The 17,178-nt window shown below is 43.7% G+C and carries 13 protein-coding genes; 6 read left to right on the top strand and 7 right to left on the bottom strand.

From position 1 onward, the window contains the following. Positions 1–23: 23 nt before the first annotated feature. Together MCT08_RS10860 and metG are read right to left on the bottom strand one after the other, a co-directional pair. Positions 24–830, bottom strand: coding sequence for a hypothetical protein (locus MCT08_RS10860; protein WP_274678404.1), 807 nt, complete (start codon positions 828–830; stop codon positions 24–26). Between the two features lie 222 nt (positions 831–1,052). After that, a complete protein-coding gene (gene metG / locus MCT08_RS10855) occupies positions 1,053–3,128 on the bottom strand; it encodes a methionine--tRNA ligase (RefSeq protein ID WP_171979973.1) in 2,076 nt (691 codons plus the stop codon). A 157-nt stretch (positions 3,129–3,285) separates the two neighbouring features. On the opposite strand from metG, the gene apbC reads away from it, so the two are divergent. The 3 genes from apbC to MCT08_RS10840 all read left to right on the top strand — a co-directional run bounded on the left by apbC (position 3,286) and on the right by MCT08_RS10840 (position 7,386). Then, positions 3,286–4,362, top strand: a complete 1,077-nt coding sequence (apbC, locus tag MCT08_RS10850; protein ID WP_053310454.1) for an iron-sulfur cluster carrier protein ApbC — start codon at positions 3,286–3,288, stop codon at positions 4,360–4,362. A 169-nt stretch (positions 4,363–4,531) separates the two neighbouring features. Further along, positions 4,532–5,173: a uridine kinase gene (gene udk / locus MCT08_RS10845; RefSeq protein WP_053310194.1), complete on the top strand. Its 642-nt coding sequence runs from the start codon at positions 4,532–4,534 to the stop codon at positions 5,171–5,173. Positions 5,174–5,256: 83 nt separating this feature from the next. After that, a complete protein-coding gene (locus MCT08_RS10840; protein ID WP_274678403.1) occupies positions 5,257–7,386 on the top strand; it encodes an AsmA family protein in 2,130 nt (709 codons plus the stop codon). Positions 7,387–7,438: 52 nt separating this feature from the next. Here the strand turns inward: MCT08_RS10840 and cobO are convergent, their stop codons facing one another. The 5 genes from cobO to MCT08_RS10815 all read right to left on the bottom strand — a co-directional run bounded on the left by cobO (position 7,439) and on the right by MCT08_RS10815 (position 12,540). Then, on the bottom strand, positions 7,439–8,044 hold the full coding sequence (gene cobO, locus MCT08_RS10835) for a cob(I)yrinic acid a,c-diamide adenosyltransferase (protein WP_274678402.1): 606 nt from the start codon (positions 8,042–8,044) through the stop codon (positions 7,439–7,441). 126 nt (positions 8,045–8,170) lie between these two features. Beyond that, the gene (locus tag MCT08_RS10830) at positions 8,171–9,448 is read right to left on the bottom strand and encodes an outer membrane protein transport protein (protein WP_274678401.1); all 1,278 of its coding nucleotides are present in this window, start codon (positions 9,446–9,448) and stop codon (positions 8,171–8,173) included. A 300-nt stretch (positions 9,449–9,748) separates the two neighbouring features. Then, positions 9,749–11,002, bottom strand: a complete 1,254-nt coding sequence (locus MCT08_RS10825; RefSeq protein ID WP_274678400.1) for an outer membrane protein transport protein — start codon at positions 11,000–11,002, stop codon at positions 9,749–9,751. A 244-nt stretch (positions 11,003–11,246) separates the two neighbouring features. Then, entirely contained in the window at positions 11,247–11,972 is a 726-nt protein-coding gene (locus MCT08_RS10820) for a DUF3379 domain-containing protein (RefSeq protein ID WP_053310189.1), read from the bottom strand. Beyond that, positions 11,965–12,540 carry a sigma-70 family RNA polymerase sigma factor gene (locus tag MCT08_RS10815; protein WP_171979967.1) on the bottom strand — a complete coding sequence of 192 codons (576 nt, stop codon included), beginning with the start codon at positions 12,538–12,540 and terminating at the stop codon, positions 11,965–11,967. The genes MCT08_RS10820 and MCT08_RS10815 overlap by 8 nt, the downstream gene beginning before the upstream one ends. Positions 12,541–13,061: 521 nt before the next feature. Between MCT08_RS10815 and fadI the strand changes: the two genes are divergently transcribed. The 3 genes from fadI (at position 13,062) to MCT08_RS10800 (ending at position 17,160) form a co-directional block, all read left to right on the top strand. Then, positions 13,062–14,369 (top strand): acetyl-CoA C-acyltransferase FadI, encoded by a 1,308-nt coding sequence (gene fadI, locus MCT08_RS10810; RefSeq protein WP_053310187.1) that lies wholly within the window; start codon positions 13,062–13,064, stop codon positions 14,367–14,369. Beyond that, entirely contained in the window at positions 14,369–16,492 is a 2,124-nt protein-coding gene (gene fadJ / locus MCT08_RS10805) for a fatty acid oxidation complex subunit alpha FadJ (protein WP_274678399.1), read from the top strand. The genes fadI and fadJ overlap by 1 nt, the downstream gene beginning before the upstream one ends. A gap of 119 nt (positions 16,493–16,611) precedes the next feature. Beyond that, entirely contained in the window at positions 16,612–17,160 is a 549-nt protein-coding gene (locus MCT08_RS10800) for an NAD(P)H nitroreductase (RefSeq protein ID WP_274678398.1), read from the top strand. Positions 17,161–17,178: the final 18 nt, after the last annotated feature.

Genomic DNA, 17,178 nt, shown 5'->3' with positions numbered 1-17,178 from the left:
TAATGCTAACCGACTTATTTTACTCAACTGAATGCAATTTTTGGTAGTGGCTGGTAGAGGCTTTCAGTTAAATCACTCAGCATTTGATCGTACACATGCGAAATGCTCAATGATATTTCGGTGGTGATTTGATACATCCTATCGGGGCTAATATCAAAAGCGGGGTGGTCGTGTAATTCACCTAAGCAGTGCAGGGCTGATGAACAGCTAGGCGAAGCAATCGTCAGTGGGCTAATTAACGCTAACTGATTCATCTTACGTCTCACGACATCGCTGTAGTGTTGTAGACGCATTCGTCCATCCTGGCTTTGCATATCATCAATACAAATACGCAGTTGTGTGAGTGAGTCCATTGCATCGATGACTTGTTGCCAGTTGATGTGGTATTCATCACTTAAGTCTTCGCGGCTTGACTCAACTAACCACGCCAAAATGACTTCATCCATTAAGAACATACAGTGGCGAATCGTTTTACCATGCATCATTTGATTACGAGCGACACTGCGTTCTGGCCATTCATTCATCAATGCTTTTAGCTTGAGTTGTAGTACACGGTACATTGGCTTGTTGTCAAAATGCGCTGTGGCAATCAGTTGGTTACTTTTCTGAAATAGTTGGTCCTGTATTTCAGTTAATTCGGTGCCTCGTCGACTGTTTGATAGCAATGCATGGTGCGTAATGCTGCGGTGCTGGCGGGTAAGAAGCAGCAACTGGCGCAGATTGATCAGTAATTCATATTTCCGCTGTAAGGTTGATTCACGCTGTTTAGATAAATAAAACATGGACCATAATATCCCGATAGAGACGAGCATAGAGATAAAAACAAACATAACCAACTCCTTGTTAATGTTATACCAATAAGGAGGTTGCAGACTTAATGCCAATTATTAATTTCTTATTATTCAGATGGTTATGGTTTTTTGTGGTCAGTTAATGCATCAAAACAGTGCATTTTGAACTAAAAGTGTGAGGCGGATCGCTATTGCTGGTTAGGGGATATAAAAAATCCCCAATACATCTCTGCATTGGGGACTTTGTTATTTGGCGAGCGATTACATTACGCGCATACCAGGCTGAGCGCCTTCATGTGGCTCTAAAATCCACAAGTCACTACCACCAGGGCCTGCGGCTAAGATCATGCCTTCCGACATGCCAAACTTCATTTTACGAGGTTTGAGGTTAGCGACCATCACGGTCAGTTTACCTTCTAACTCTTCTGGTTTATAAGCCGACTTAATACCAGAGAATACCTGACGCGTTTCGCCACCGATATCCAATTGGAATTTCAGTAGTTTGTCAGCTTTTGGCACTGCTTCACATGAGATAATACGAGCAATACGCATATCAACCGCTGCAAATGCATCAAACTCAATTTCATCTGCAATTGGATCTTTGTCCAGTTCCGTTTGGCTTGCTTTCTCGTTTTCCGCTTCTGCTTTTTCTTTTGCTGCGGCTTCCGCTGCTGCATCTTCTTTAGAGGCTTCAATCATGGCTTCAATGTGCTTAGGATCAATGCGATTAAATAGCGCTTTGAATGGTGTTAGGCTATGACTTGTGAGTGGATCTTGTACGCCATCCCACGTAAGTTCTTGATTCAAGAAAGCTTCGGTACGTGCAGCCAGTGCAGGCATAACTGGTTTCAAGTAAGTCATCAATACACGGAATAGATTAATACCTACCGAGCAGATATCTTGCAATTCTTGATCTTTACCTTCTTGTTTTGCCACAACCCAAGGTGCTTTTTCATCAACGTATTGGTTCGCTTTGTCAGCGAGTGCGGTAATTTCACGAATCGCACGACTGAATTCACGTGTTTCATAAAGTTCAGCAATACGCTCGGCAGCGGCGGCAAATTCGGCGTACAGCTCTGGCTCAGCGAATGTATCAGAAAGCTTGCCTTCAAAACGCTTGGTGATGAAACCAGCGTTACGAGAAGCAAGGTTGACAATCTTGTTAACCACATCAGCATTGACGCGTTGTGTGAAGTCTTCAAGGTTTAAGTCAAGGTCATCGATACGACTGTTAAGTTTTGCCGCATAGTAGTAGCGTAAGCATTCAGGGTCTAGATGATTAAGGTAAGTGCTTGCTTTGACAAACGTACCTTTAGACTTAGACATTTTCGCGCCATTGACAGTCACATAACCGTGCACGAATACATTGTTTGGTTTGCGGAAACCGCTGCCGTCAAGCATGGCAGGCCAGAATAGGCTGTGGAAATAGACAATATCTTTACCAATGAAGTGGTATAGCTCTGTTTTACTGTCTTTATTCCAGTACTCGTCAAAGTCTAAGTCATCGCGTTTGTTACATAGGTTTTTGAATGAGCCCATGTAGCCAATCGGTGCGTCTAGCCACACATAAAAGAATTTGTTCTTTTCGCCTGGAATTTCAAAGCCAAAGTATGGCGCATCGCGTGAAATATCCCACTGTTGGAGGCCTCCCTCAAACCATTCCTGCATTTTGTTTGCAGTTTCAGTTTGTAGTGAACCAGAACGAGTCCACTCTTTAAGCATGCTTTCAAACTGAGGCAAGTCAAAGAAAAAGTGTTCAGAGTCCTTCATTACCGGAGTAGCACCAGAAACGGCAGATTTCGGGTTAATCAATTCAGTCGGGCTGTATGTTTCGCCACAATTGTCACAGTTGTCACCGTATTGGTCTTCAGACTTACATTTAGGGCAAGTGCCTTTAACGAAGCGATCCGGTAGGAACATCTCTTTTTCTGGGTCAAATAACTGAGAAATAGTGCGGCTAGAAATAAAGCCATTTTTCTTCAGTTCAAGATAGATATGTGAAGCCAACTCGCGGTTTTCTTCGCTGTGCGTACTGTGGTAGTTATCAAAGCTGATATCAAAGCCCGCAAAGTCTTTTTGGTGCTCTTCGCTTACCGCGGCAATCATTTCTTCTGGCGTGATACCCATCTGTTGCGCTTTAAGCATTATTGGCGTGCCGTGAGCATCGTCAGCACAGATGAAGTTTACAGTATTGCCGCGTAAGCGTTGGTAACGAACCCAAATGTCGGCTTGGATATGCTCAAGCATATGACCAAGGTGGATCGAACCGTTAGCGTACGGAAGGGCACAAGTTACCAGCAGTTTCCTTGAAGAAACGTTTCTTGGATCAGTCGCCATACTTAATATTCGCTTTTATTGATAGGTATTAGAAATTGTGACTAATACTACCTTATGAAGCGAATGACTCCAAGGCGTGCGCTTAAGGAATCCCGCAACTTTTTTAGGGTTCTGTCAGACAAAGGAGAGTGATAGCATGAGCAAAAAAGGAGAGCGTATGCATCAGTTCACGTCTAAACAAGATTTTTGCGATTGGTTGAACCAATTTGAACATCCTTATCTGATTTCTGGTTGGGCAAATCAGCCTAATTTGGTTTCCATTTCTGCTGCGGGTATTTTTAACATTCAACTACCTTTTGCGGCGAGTGAATTGGTTCAATCGTTGTCTCAGTGGATCACAGCAAAACAGCAAGCCAAAGAAGTAGTGGAATTTAGTTTTGATGTGCTTATCGCACCGAAAGCCTTGCAAACGAAAGTTGCCCACAGTGTAAACGGGGTAAAGAATATTATCGCTGTAACATCAGCAAAAGGTGGGGTTGGGAAATCAACGACCGCAGTTAATTTGGCGTTAGCAATTGCTCACTCTGGCGCTAAAGTCGGTTTGTTAGATGCCGATATTTATGGTCCATCAGTGCCGATGATGCTTGGTAAACAAGATGCTAAACCAGAAGTGCGAGACAATAAGTGGATGCAGCCGATCCTTGCGCATGGCATTTATACTCACTCAATTGGCTATCTGGTTGATAAAGCCGATGCGGCAATTTGGCGAGGGCCAATGGCTTCTAAAGCGTTAGCACAATTACTCAATGAAACCGAGTGGCCGGAATTGGATTACCTCGTGATTGATATGCCGCCGGGCACGGGGGATATTCAATTAACGCTTTCTCAGCAAATTCCTGTAACAGGGGCGGTGATTGTGACGACACCACAAGACCTTGCGCTTGCGGATGCACGTAAGGGAGCTGCGATGTTTGAAAAAGTGGATGTGCCAGTAGTTGGATTAGTTGAAAACATGAGCTACCACATTTGCAGTCACTGTGGCGAGAAAGAGCATATCTTTGGAATGGGAGGTGCGCAGCAACTCGCCAGTGAGTATGGTTTAGCTTTGCTCGCTCAAATCCCGTTACACATCACTGTGCGTGAAGATATTGATCAAGGTAAGCCTACGGTAGTCGCAAGGCCAGAAAGCGAGCACGCTGAGCACTACTTGGCGTTAGCTGATCATGTCTGCTCTCGTCTGTATTGGCAAGGTATAGCCAAACCAGATGCAATCAGTTTTACATTGGTCGAATAGCCCGTTAAGCACCATGTAACGCACGAAAACGTTTGCTTGGTGCTTTGTTACTCCATTCGAATAAAACCCGTCTTAAAGTCTAAGCATTGACTGGCATCACATCGGTTAAGTCCCTATAATCGGGCAGTTTATCTATTTTCATCACCAAACCACATCGGGTGCAAAAATAATGTCTGATAATAATCAATGCGTCATCGTAGGTATTGCTGGCGCTTCAGCTTCTGGAAAAAGCCTCATAGCAAGCACGATATATAATGAACTTCGTGCCAAAGTGGGCGACCACCAAATTGGTGTGATTACGGAAGATTGCTATTACAACGACCAAAGCCATCTCAGCATGGAAGAGCGTGTAAAGACAAACTACGACCACCCGAGTGCACTTGATCACGACCTTCTTTGCCAACATTTAGAAAAATTGACTCGCGGCGAAGCGGTTGAAGTGCCAGAGTACAGCTATACTGAGCATACTCGTACTGATAAAACGACAACGCTCACCCCGAAAAAAGTGATCATCTTAGAAGGTATCTTGCTTCTTACTGATCCTCGCTTGCGTGATTTAATGCATGCCACGGTCTTTATGGATACACCACTGGATATCTGTTTATTACGCCGTGTTAAGCGTGATGTTGAAGAACGAGGTCGTACTATGGAGTCTGTTTTAAAGCAGTACCAAAAAACGGTTCGTCCGATGTTTATGCAATTTATTGAACCGTCAAAACAGTATGCTGACATTATTGTTCCACGCGGTGGTAAAAACCGTATTGCCATTGATGTATTGAAAGCCCACATTGCTAAATTGTTGAAATCTTAACGTTAGTGGTCTTTATTTTTAAGCAGACAAGTGGCACTTTATGTGCCACTTTTTGTATCTAAACATAAGCAAGGAAAAAGCTGATGAAAAAACTGTTTCTTTTCATTGCCATCATTATCGGCGTGTTAATCTCGGCCGTGCTCGCACTTGTTCTTTTGGTTAACCCTAACCAATTTAAACCATTGATCGTGGAGCAAGCCAAAAAACAAACTGGCTTAGACTTAGTGATCGAAGGAAATATCGGCTGGAGTTTCTTCCCTTCCATCGGCTTCGAACTAGGTAGAACCGAGCTTAGAAACCCTCAAGGTTTTACCACTGCAAATTTGTTTAAAGTGGAGCAAGTTGGTATTGATATTTCTGTTATGCCTCTGCTTGATAAGCAGTTGGAAATTGGCAATATCAGCTTAAATGGGGCGGAGTTTCACCTCGAAACCCTCAAAGATGGTCGCTCAAATCTAGATAGTTTGACTCAGCCAGCAGCCTCTCAAACGACTCAAGCTTCATCAGATGAAAAGCCTTCGCCAAATGCACAGAATAGCGATAATTCTGCAAGTCCGACCCAAGAGTGGAGCATTAACCTTGCAGGTGTTAGCGTAGAAAATGCGTTACTTGAAATACAAGATCGCAAAGCGGGGACGCATACAAAACTCTATGATGTGGCTCTCAATCTTTCTGAGTTTGCGGTTGATCAATGGACATCAATGACTTTTGCTGCCAAAGGCAAAAATAACCAACAAAATTTTGCCGCAACAGGCCGAGCAGAGTTTAAATTGGCTGCTGGTTTCAAAGAATATGCATTAAAGAATATCGTTCTTGATACGAGTTTTAGTGACCCATCAAACCAAATTGATGCTGCGAAAGTCGAATTAGCGACTTTTGAGTTTGATAAGGCAAATGACCTTTCATTTAGCGTGAAAGGCAAAGCTGCCGATCTAGCGTTAGATGCACAAGGGAGCGCTCAACTTACCGTTGATAAAGCCATCAGCTTGGTGAAAGTTGATAAGTTAACGTTGGATGCCAATCTAGAAGGGGCTAGTTTACCGCAAAACCCGATGAAGGTCGGGCTGAGCTCGGATATCAGTTTTGATATCACAAAAGGCTACCTCAATGTGCTGTTAAATAAACTTACAGCCAATGCCTTGAGCTTTGATGGTGATGCTAATGTTACTTTAGCCGACATTCCTAAAATTCGTTTTAATCTCCACAGCCCAAATATCGATCTTGATGAGTTTTTGGGTTCAACAACTGCCGAGCCTGCGGGTAAGCCAGTAGGTGGAAGCACTCAGCCGGCTGCATCGACTACCGATAAGGCGGCAACGGCTACTGCTGCCCCTGAGATTGAACCAGATCTAAGCGCATTAAAAACATTGGATGTAAAAGGTGTGGTGGTGATTGATAAGTTCAAGGCAAGCAATGCTCATCTGCAAAATGTCAAAACCAATTTTAGTGTTAACCGCGGTATTGCCGATTTGGTGTCATTTACATCTGATTTGTACCAAGGCTCTATCCAAGCGACGGCTCGTTTAGATGCAACTAAAACTCCGGCTACCTACAGTGTGAAGAAAAACATAAAGGGTGTGAAAGTCCTGCCACTATTGAAAGATGTCGCTAATAACGAAATGTTAGAAGGGACGGGAAATTTTGATGTGGATGTCAAAGGTCAAAGCTTGACACCGACGGGCATCAAAAAGAACCTTGTTGGTACGGTAAAGATTAATTTTGCAGATGGAGCAGTCAATGGCATCAATATCGCGCACTTGATTCGTAGCAATTACGCCAAAATCAAAGGTAAAAAAGTAGAAAGTGACGCTGTGCAAAAAACAGACTTTAGCGCTATGACCGCGACATTGACACTGAATAAAGGTGAGGTTTCTACCAATAACCTAGCGATGCAATCACCGTTGCTAAGAATTCGCGGTGAAGGTAAAGCGAATTATCTTGATGAAACCGTAGATTTCTTAGTCAGTACTTCAATTGTTGGTTCACTCGAAGGTCAAGGTGGTCAAGATATCGATGAACTTCGCGATGTGACCATTCCTATCAATGTGTCAGGAAAATGGGCTGATCCTAAATTTAAGCTAGTGTTTGATGACGTGCTTAAGCAAAAAGCGCAAAAAGAGATCGATCGTGGTTTAGAAAAATTAGGCGTCGAGATCAAAGATGAGAAAACCAAAAAAGCCGTGGATAGCTTATTGAAAGGGTTATTTAACTAATTCTTGAATAGGTATCTTTATAGCCTCCTCAGATGAGGAGGCTATCTTCGTTCTACCAATCCACACCTTTTAAGGCTTTTACCCCAGACTCAAAAGCATGCTTTACGTTTTTAACTTCTGAGACCGTATCAGCCATTTCAATTAAGGTGCGATGTGCTCCACGACCAGTAATGACAACGGACTGCATTTTCGGACGTTGCTCTAATGCGCTGACCACTTCATCTAAATCAATGTACCCATAACTCACCATGTAAGTCAGTTCGTCAAATAGCACCACATCAATCGACTCATCTTTGAGCATGCGTTTGCATTCTTGCCATACCGACTGCGCAGCTTGTGTATCAGCTTCTTTATTCTGTGTTTCCCAAGTAAAACCGGTGGCCATAACTTGAAATTCGACCCCCAGTTTTTCTAATAAATTACGCTCACCATTGGCCCATGTTCCTTTAATAAATTGCGCTACCGAGCATTTCATCCCATGTCCAACTGCACGAGCAATGGTGCCAAAGCCGGAAGTTGATTTACCTTTACCATTACCCGTAATAATTAACAGCAAACCTTTTTCTTGCTGGGCGGCGGAAATTTTTGCATCGACTTGTTCTTTTACTTTCTGTTGCCGCGCCTTGTGGCGTTCATTTTTAATCTCTTCGGTAGACATGCCCAATCCTGTTCATTAATAGTGTTGTCGCTATCATATCTCAACTATTCGGCAGCAAAAACCATCTAAATTACAAGGAATAAAAAAGCCAGAGCAGTGCTCTGGCCTTGAATGTTTCGCTAGATATTAGAATCGATAATTGGCTTGCACACCAATTATCCATACATTACCTGTCGTTGTACCCACAAACTGACCACCGATCTTTTCCGCTGCATCATCTGAGGCATAGCCACGAGATTCAGTAATCGGTGCATCTTTCGCTAGGATGTAAGTGAAACCTGCATCTAGGGTGAATTGGTCAGTAAATGCGTAACCAGCACCAATACTTAGCCAAGTACGGTCTGTTTCTGGGATAGTAATGGTTCGGTTTTTATCGCTCACTGCCGCGATGTCGTATGCAACACCAGCGCGCAATGCCAATTTTGCATCTAGTTGATAAGTTGCCCCTAACGCGAAGCGATAGTTGTCTTCCCAATTTTCAATTTTCACTTCAGATGGCTGGGCTCTGCCTACCAGGTCGGCTTCGAGCTTGTCAAAGCTGCTCCAGTCTGTCCAATTAATGCTAGCATGCAGAGCAAGTTTGTCATTGAGTTGATGGAAACTTGCTAATTCTGCGGTTGCAGGTAGGTTTAGGTTCATAAAGCCATCAAGCTTTTGACCTGATGGCAAACCAAAGCCAAGTCCTTCAGCGTGACCTTCAAGTTTCAGTTTTACCTCTGATTTATAGGTGAAACCAATGCGGTTGTTATCGTTGACTTGCCAAGCGGTACCTACTTGCCAACCCCAAGATGTGTCATCACCTTCCATGTATTTTAGTGTTGTGCCTTGTGGAAGAGGCTTAGTTTGAGCCGGAGAGGTCGCACCAAAATGCCCTTCACCTATGACATAGCGAACACCACCACCAATGCTAACCGTTGGGGTCACTTGATAACCAACATTAACATTCGCTTCCATAGTTTTAACCATGGCTTCATTGCCAAAATGGCTTGCTGCAAAGTTATTATCTAACTCTGTTTCCATGCCGTAGTTAGTACCCAGAGCCAAGCCAAGCACCAGTTTTTCATTGACCTGATGTGATAGGTAGAAGTTAGGAATTACCGCGTCGCGTGCAAAGTCGTCTGAACTTGTCTCTAACATACCATTGATTTTGCCTTTAACATCAACATTCGGGTTAACGTAAATAGCACCCACAGAAATTTGCGTACCTTTCAAATAAGTCAGCATGGCAGGGTTACGCCATTGTGCACTGGCATTATCAGCCATGGCTGCTTCACCAGCGTAAGCACGACCAAGACCGGTTGCAGAATATTCAGCAAGTTGGAAACCTGCTGCTTGGGATGCGCTTGATACGCTGAATAGTCCACATGCCACTGCGAGTGAAAGAAGAGTTTTATTTGATTTCATTATAATGTTCGCTGAAATATTTGAATTTGGTATGCGGATTCTAAGGTTAGAGCTAATACTTTAAAAATATAAAGCAGTGTATTTCCTACTTTTGAAAGTAAAATCTTTAAAATCAAGATTTTCAAGTCGAATGCTCTGCTTGTTATGAAAGTGTTTCTATTTTTCAGCGAACATTTGTAGCGTGGTTTAAGGTTGTAAAGGTACAGCTGTTAGCTGAATTAGGCGAGGGTATGCTGTTACAGTATTGAAAAGGGCTGGAAAACCAGCCCTTTATTGATGCTTTGCTAATAAACGTTTTGTTTAGAAGCTGCGGCTATATTGTAAGCCGACTAGGATTGCATCTGCATGAGTTGTTGCGGTTAGTACAGTACCGGCAGAATCTTCTTTAACGCTTACATCGTCACCTAATAAGTAAGTGAAGCCAAAGTCTATATTTGAAGCGGTATCAATATTGTAAGTGAAACCAGCCGAGAACCATTGACGATCAGAATCTGGTACAGAAACTGAAGTTAGTGAGTCTTGTGCACTAGTGTCGTACATATAGCCAGCACGCACTGTCCAATCGTTATTTAGATAGTAAGTACCACCGATTGCGTAGTGCCAGCCGTCTTGCCATTGGTATTCTTTACCGTAAGTGCCGCCACCAGCTAGTTTTGCTGCGATAGGTGATTGTGAAGCATCTAGGTTTTTAAAGTCGATTTGATCAAAGGCACCCCAACCAATCCATTGCACGCTATAGTGGACAGCAAACTTGGTGTCTTGAATTTTGTGAAAACCAGAGAATTCTGCGATATCTGGAAGTGGTAGGACGATTTTTTGACCGTAATCATCTTTCGCTTCAAATTCCGGACTGTAATGGTAAGCAAGGCCAAAGCGGTTATTCTCGTCTAATTCGTATACTGTACCTAAGTTAAAACCAACAGCCCAACCATCGGCTTTATCAACATCTAGAAGAGCCGTTCCTGCAGGAACCTTTAGTCCAGCAGCTAATGTTGCACTAGCGTAACGCTTCATTGTGCCTTGACCATAGATCAGATCTAGGCCAGCACCAATGCTCCACTGCTCATTGATACGGTATGAACCAGCCAAACCGAAGTTAATGCTTTTAACATCAGTTAAACCACCATATTCTGAAGCTGGATATGAGTCAGAAAATTCAGTTTTGGTACCAAAGTTGGTGTAAGCATTAACACCCCACGCAAATTTGTCATTCACTGGAACAATTAAGTGGATATTTGGAGCGATAGATGTACCGCCTACATCATCCACATCAGGAATTGATTGCCCCATATACTTTGCATCTTTCACATCAATCATTGATGTAATGCTTTCGAAACCTAAAGATAGTTCCATTTTGTCAAACAGAGCCATCGCCGCTGGGTTGCGAGCCATTACCGATGCGTTATCGGCGATAACGGCATCACCAGCGAACGCACGACCTACGCCAGTAGCCGATTGTGCATTGAGTTGGAAACCTGCTGCAAGTGCTTGTTGTGAAGCGAGAGCTACAGTTACAGCGAGTAGAGATTTTTTAAACAGACGCGTCTTGTTCATTGTGCTTTTCCTTTTAACATCGTCGCCTCTAATGGGCGTTGTCTGAGCAATAGCTCAGTTTGGTGGCTGATACTAGACTCTAGTGTAGAAGATAGAAATCCGACCATTGTCTAATTGGATGATAAAATTGCAGAAATGATGTCTATCTGGCAGGAAAAGCTTATAAAATGCTTTGTTTTAGAGTTTTGACTCTATTTTTATCGGAAAAATCCGACCCACAACTCGATGTGAGTCGGAACGTGACTTAGCTGGCAGGTTTTAGCATTGGCATCAGTTTTTTGGCGATGTTAGCGACATCTTCACCTTTTTCTCCGACAAGGATAAGGCTTGTGTTACCCATTGGTTCGACAATGCCATTCATGCCTTGCTGGGTGAAATTGGCAGGTTGATCACTAGCAACGCCAGCTAAAAATAGCGTTACCTTGCCTTTTTCGCCTTGAAATACCATATGTAGGGCATTTGCTTGACCAAATCCACAATGGTTTAAATAGTAAACATGGTACGGAAAATTATGATTGAGCTGATAAGCAAAAGGCAGCATTTTTGCGTTGATCTGGCTTGAATTCACCTGTTCATCAAGAGTGCTGACAAACCCATCTTCATCAATAACGTGTTTGATTGCCGTATCGACAAGGCTAGCTTGCGCTGGTGGTACGATTAAGTTGCCCCAATTGACTTGACCTACGAGTAGCCCGAAAACAAAAGCAATAGAAGCGGCCATCGCCATGGCTTGCTTTGCAAAAGTTGGTCGAACTACATTGTCGGCTACGGATGTTTGGTTAAATAAGATGCGATCGGCTAAGTCATCAGGCACATCAACATTCATGGCAGCGGCAATTTTCGTGTCTAGATTGAGCACATCATCTAAAAATTTACTGTTCGCTTCATTCGCTGAGGCGGCATCGATCAGATCTTTATCGCGCTGTTTTGGATCTGACATCACGCGGCGGCGAAATTCTAAATCATCCATTTTGCTGCCCTCTATAAGTTTCAGAAGAATCCAACATTTCTTTCAATTGATTACGAGCTCGAAACAAGCGAGTCATCACTGTGTTTTTATTGAGCTCTAAGATCTCGCCAATTTCTTCACCACTAAACCCGCCAATCACTTGCAGAAAAAGTGGTTCTCGGTATTCAATATCCAATTTCATGATCTGTGCTTGTAACCATTCTTGTTGGTGATGAGGATCGTCGTTGACTTTAACATCGCCGCTATAGTCATCAATATCGACCAAATCCAATTGTTTTCGCTCAAATCGGCGAGCATTCTCTCGACGCAGAATCGTGATCAACCACGATTTCGCTGCTTTTTCATCGAGTAAACTATCAAGAGATTTCCAAGCTCGCAGGCAGGTCTCTTGCACCAAATCTTCTGCAATACTCTTGTCTTTACACAGCCAGTAGGCATATCGGTAAAGGTCCCGATGATAGGCGCGCACGAGCGCTTCATATTTTCTTTGTCTGTCCATATCATTATTGACCGGGGGGCTGGCCTTTTTCTTTCCAAACATTTTTATTATCGACACATGAGCCTCCATCTGCTCTGTGGTTTTATACCAACGTTATGCGTTTAGCATAGGAATACGGTGTGTTATGGAAATTCAAGTTTTGCGGCTTTTTCATTCCGCTACATTCAATAAATCACAATAAAATTGATCTACTTCAAAAAGTCATCACCTGAAGCCGCTATAGTACACCTTGTCATCTCGTTAGTCATTGCGACTAACATGTTGAGCAAGATGACACTTCCTTTTGAAGGCTGACTTTACTTTCTCCTAATCAGGAAACTGATTATTTCAATTGGCGTAAGTTAATTGCTTTATATATTCCGACCACACATTCTTGTGTGGTTTTTTTTGCCTAAAATTCTCCAATACCAGAGCGCGTCCGCGACCATGAGAGGGCTATCTTCTCGAGTTGTCTTATGTTTTTCTTCCGTTGTTTTATCGGGATTTGCCTAGATTCGATGCGAATATCACGTTTATTTAAACACTTGTTTGATTGTTTTAACAATCTCGTTACAATGCGCAGGTCAGACCTCTTATTGTAAGGAGAAACAATGGGCAAGCAGGAAGTCAAAACACGCTCGGGTGAACGTGTTGCAATTGTAGCGGGGCTGCGCACTCCTTTTGCGCGTCAAAGCACCGAATTTAGCCAAGTTCCCGCCGTCGACCTAGGAAAAATGGTCGTTGGTGAGATGTTAGCGCGTACGGATATTGATCCTAAATTGATTGAACAATTGGTCTTTGGGCAAGTGGTCCAAATGCCGGAAGCGCCGAATATTGCGCGTGAAATCGTGTTAGGCACTGGTATGAATATCCACACCGACGCTTACAGCGTGACACGTGCTTGTGCCACCAGTTTTCAAGCCGCGGTTAATGTGGCTGAAAGTATCATGGCTGGAACCATTGATATCGGTATTGCGGGTGGTGCTGACTCTTCTTCTGTTCTGCCAATTGGTGTCTCTAAAAAGCTTGCCGCAGGTCTTCTCGCACTGAGTAAAACTAAAACGGTTGCTCAAAAACTCAATATATTAAAATCGCTTTCCTTCAAAGACTTAATGCCAGTTCCTCCTGCTGTTGCAGAATACTCGACTGGGTTATCGATGGGGCAAACGGCGGAACAGATGGCGAAGTCACATAATATCAGTCGCTTGGAGCAAGATGCACTGGCTCATCGTTCCCATACCTTAGCTGCGCAAGCGTGGAAAGAGGGTAAAATTCAGGGCGAAGTGATGACCGCTTTTCCTGAACCTTATAAAAAGTGGATTGCGGAAGACAACAATATTCGTCATGACTCCACTTTAGAGGGCTATGCCAAGCTACGTCCTGCGTTTGATCGCCAATATGGCAGCGTAACCGCAGCCAACAGTACACCACTAACTGATGGTGCCGCCGCGCTTATATTGATGCGCGAAGGGCGAGCTAAAGAACTCGGTCTAGAGATCATGGGGTATATCCGCTCATACGCATTTTCTGCGATTGGGGTAGAACAAGACATGCTTATGGGGCCTTCCTACGCGACTCCTCTTGCTTTGGCGCGCGCGGGTATCGAACTTTCCGACCTTACACTAATTGATATGCATGAAGCTTTTGCAGCGCAAACCCTTTCCAATATGAAAATGTTCGCGAGTGACCAATTTGCCCAACAGCATTTAGGTCGAGCGAAAGCTATCGGTGAAATTGATATGGATAAATTCAACGTGTTAGGTGGTTCTATCGCTTATGGTCACCCTTTTGCAGCAACTGGTGCACGTATGATTACACAGACATTAAGAGAGCTGAAACGCCGGGGGGGCGGGTTAGGCTTGAATACGGCATGTGCGGCTGGTGGCCTTGGCGCAGCGATGATTTTGGAGGTTGAATAATGAACACAGCAAAAGCCTTTAATTTGACCATTGATGAGCAAAATATCGCGTGGCTCGCTATTGATGTCCCAGGCGAGAAAATGAACACGTTGCAAGCGGCGTTTGCTGAAGAAATGCAAGCCATTTTCTCAGAACTGGACGCGCAAAAAAACAGCTTAAAAGGGATGGTTGTCCACTCACTTAAACCAGACAACTTTATTGCAGGTGCTGATGTTCGCATGTTGGACGCTTGCCAATCGTCAGCGGAAGCAGCAGCGTTAGCGAAACAAGGTCAGGACATGTTTCAAACCTTGTCTGATCTTCCTTTCCCAGTTGTTGCTGCGATTCATGGCCCCTGCTTAGGTGGTGGTTTAGAGCTAGCATTAGCGTGTCACTACCGTGTGTGTACGGATTCCGATAAAACGCGTTTAGGTTTGCCTGAAGTTCAACTCGGCTTATTGCCAGGGTCGGGTGGCACTCAGCGTTTACCTCGCTTAATTGGTTTGCTCCCTTCACTTGATTTGATTTTGACTGGCAAGCAGTTAAGAGCAAAAAAAGCCAAGAAACTGGGAGTGGTGGATGCCTGCGTGCCTGAAACTATTTTGCTTGATGTAGCGCAGAAGTTTGTTATCGATAATGCAGGCAAAAAGCAGAAGAAACATAAGGTTGCAACCAAAGAAAAGCTGATGTCTCATACTCAATTTGGGCGTAAGTTGATTTTTGAGCAAGCGGCGAAAAAAACTAAACAAAAGACGCGCGGAAACTACCCTGCGGCTGATGCAATTTTAGATGTAATTCGACACGGTTTAGAGCATGGGTTTAAAGCCGGATTGGAGTTAGAAGCAAAGCGTTTTGGTGATTTGGTAATGAGTTCTGAATCAAAAGCCTTGCGTTCTATCTTCTTCGCGACGACCGAGATGAAAAAAGAAACGGGCAGCAGCGCCAAACCTAAACACGTTCAGCGTGTTGGTGTATTAGGGGGCGGTTTGATGGGGGCTGGCATTAGTCATGTAACGGCTTCAAAAGCGAAAGTGCCAGTACGCATTAAAGACGTTTCTAATGATGGTGTTTTGAACGCGCTGAATTACAACTACAAGTTGTTTGATAAACAGCGTCAGCGCCGAATTTTGTCTAAGGCACAATTACAATCGAAAATGTCGCAGTTGTCTGGTGGAACGGACTTTACTAGCTATTCGCAGATTGACGTAGTAATTGAAGCGGTATTTGAAGATTTAAATCTAAAACAGCAGATGGTTGCAGATATTGAGCAAAACGCGAAAGATAGCACCATTTTCGCAACCAATACTTCATCACTACCAATTTATCAAATTGCAGAGAAAGCGGCTCGCCCTGAAAATATTATTGGCTTGCATTATTTTAGCCCAGTAGAAAAAATGCCGTTGGTGGAAGTTATTCCTCATCAAAGTACTTCGGAAGAAACGGTTGCCACCGTAGTTGCACTTGCCCGTAAACAAGGTAAAACACCGATTGTCGTTAAAGACTGTGCTGGCTTTTATGTGAACCGTATTCTTGCCCCTTACATGAATGAAGCCGCGCAAGTGTTAATGGCGGGTGAGCCGATTGAAAAGCTCGATACGGCATTGCTTGATTTTGGGTTCCCTGTTGGGCCTATCACTTTGTTAGATGAGGTTGGTGTCGATATCGGAGCGAAAATTATGCCGATTCTGGTCAAGGAGTTGGGGCCGAGATTCCAAGGTCCAGATGTATTTGACGTACTGTTGAACGATAACCGTAAAGGCCGTAAGAGCGGCAGAGGCTTCTACACTTACAAAGGCAAGAAAAAAGAAGTGGATAAGTCGGTCTACAAATTGCTGAAGCTGACTCCGGAATCGAAATTGAGCGACAATGAAATGGCACTGCGTTGTGTATTACCAATGCTCAATGAAGCGGTTCGTTGTTTAGATGAAGGCATTATTCGTAGCCCTAGAGATGGCGATATTGGTGCTATTTTCGGTATTGGTTTCCCTCCTTTCCTTGGTGGGCCATTCCGTTATATGGATCAAATAGGTATCGATAAGTTAGTTGAAATGATGAACAAACATGCTGAAAAGTATGGCGATAAATTTGCACCGTGCGATGGTTTACTGACTCGTGCTGGATTAAATGAGCGTTTTTATCCTTAATCGCAATGACTCTAACTTAAAGTATTAACAGCGAGGGATAGCCCCTCGCTTTTTTTGTGCGAATTATTCTCATTTGTTATAAGATGAAAAAACAATAATGAAGTAAAGAAGGATTTCAAATGGATGCATTAGAACTGCTGTTGAACCGACGCTCCATTGCTAAGCTCAACTCACCCGCACCTGAAGGCAAAGTATTGGAAAATATTATTAAAGCGGGTCTACGAGCACCTGATCACGGCGGTTTAACACCTTGGCGCTTTGTCATCGCTCAGGGAAGTGGCTTGAATAAACTCGCCAATATTTTAGCGGCAGCAGCACAAGCTGATGACAGTGAAGCGGTGGTGATCGAAAAAGTGAAAAATGCGCCCTTTAGAGCACCGATGGTCATTACCATCATTGCCAAAGTGACCGCACATGACAAAGTGCCTGCATTCGAGCAGCATTTGTCGGCTGGGTGCGCGGTGCAAGCTATGCAAATGGCCGCAGTAGCACAAGGTTTTCAAGGCATTTGGCGTTCAGGTAATTGGATGTTTCATCCTGAGGTGCGTAAAGCTTTTTCTGTGCAAGGGGAAGATCAAATCGTTGGCTTCTTATATCTAGGAACACCAGGATGTACAGCGTTGAAAGTGCCAGAGCGTGACTTGAGCAAATTTGTAGAATTCTTATAGAAAAGAGACCCAGTCAGG

This window comes from Vibrio aestuarianus, from assembly GCF_028858425.1.
GTDB classification, from domain to species: Bacteria; Pseudomonadota; Gammaproteobacteria; order Enterobacterales; family Vibrionaceae; genus Vibrio; species Vibrio aestuarianus.
This window is presented reverse-complemented; position numbering and strand designations above follow the sequence as displayed.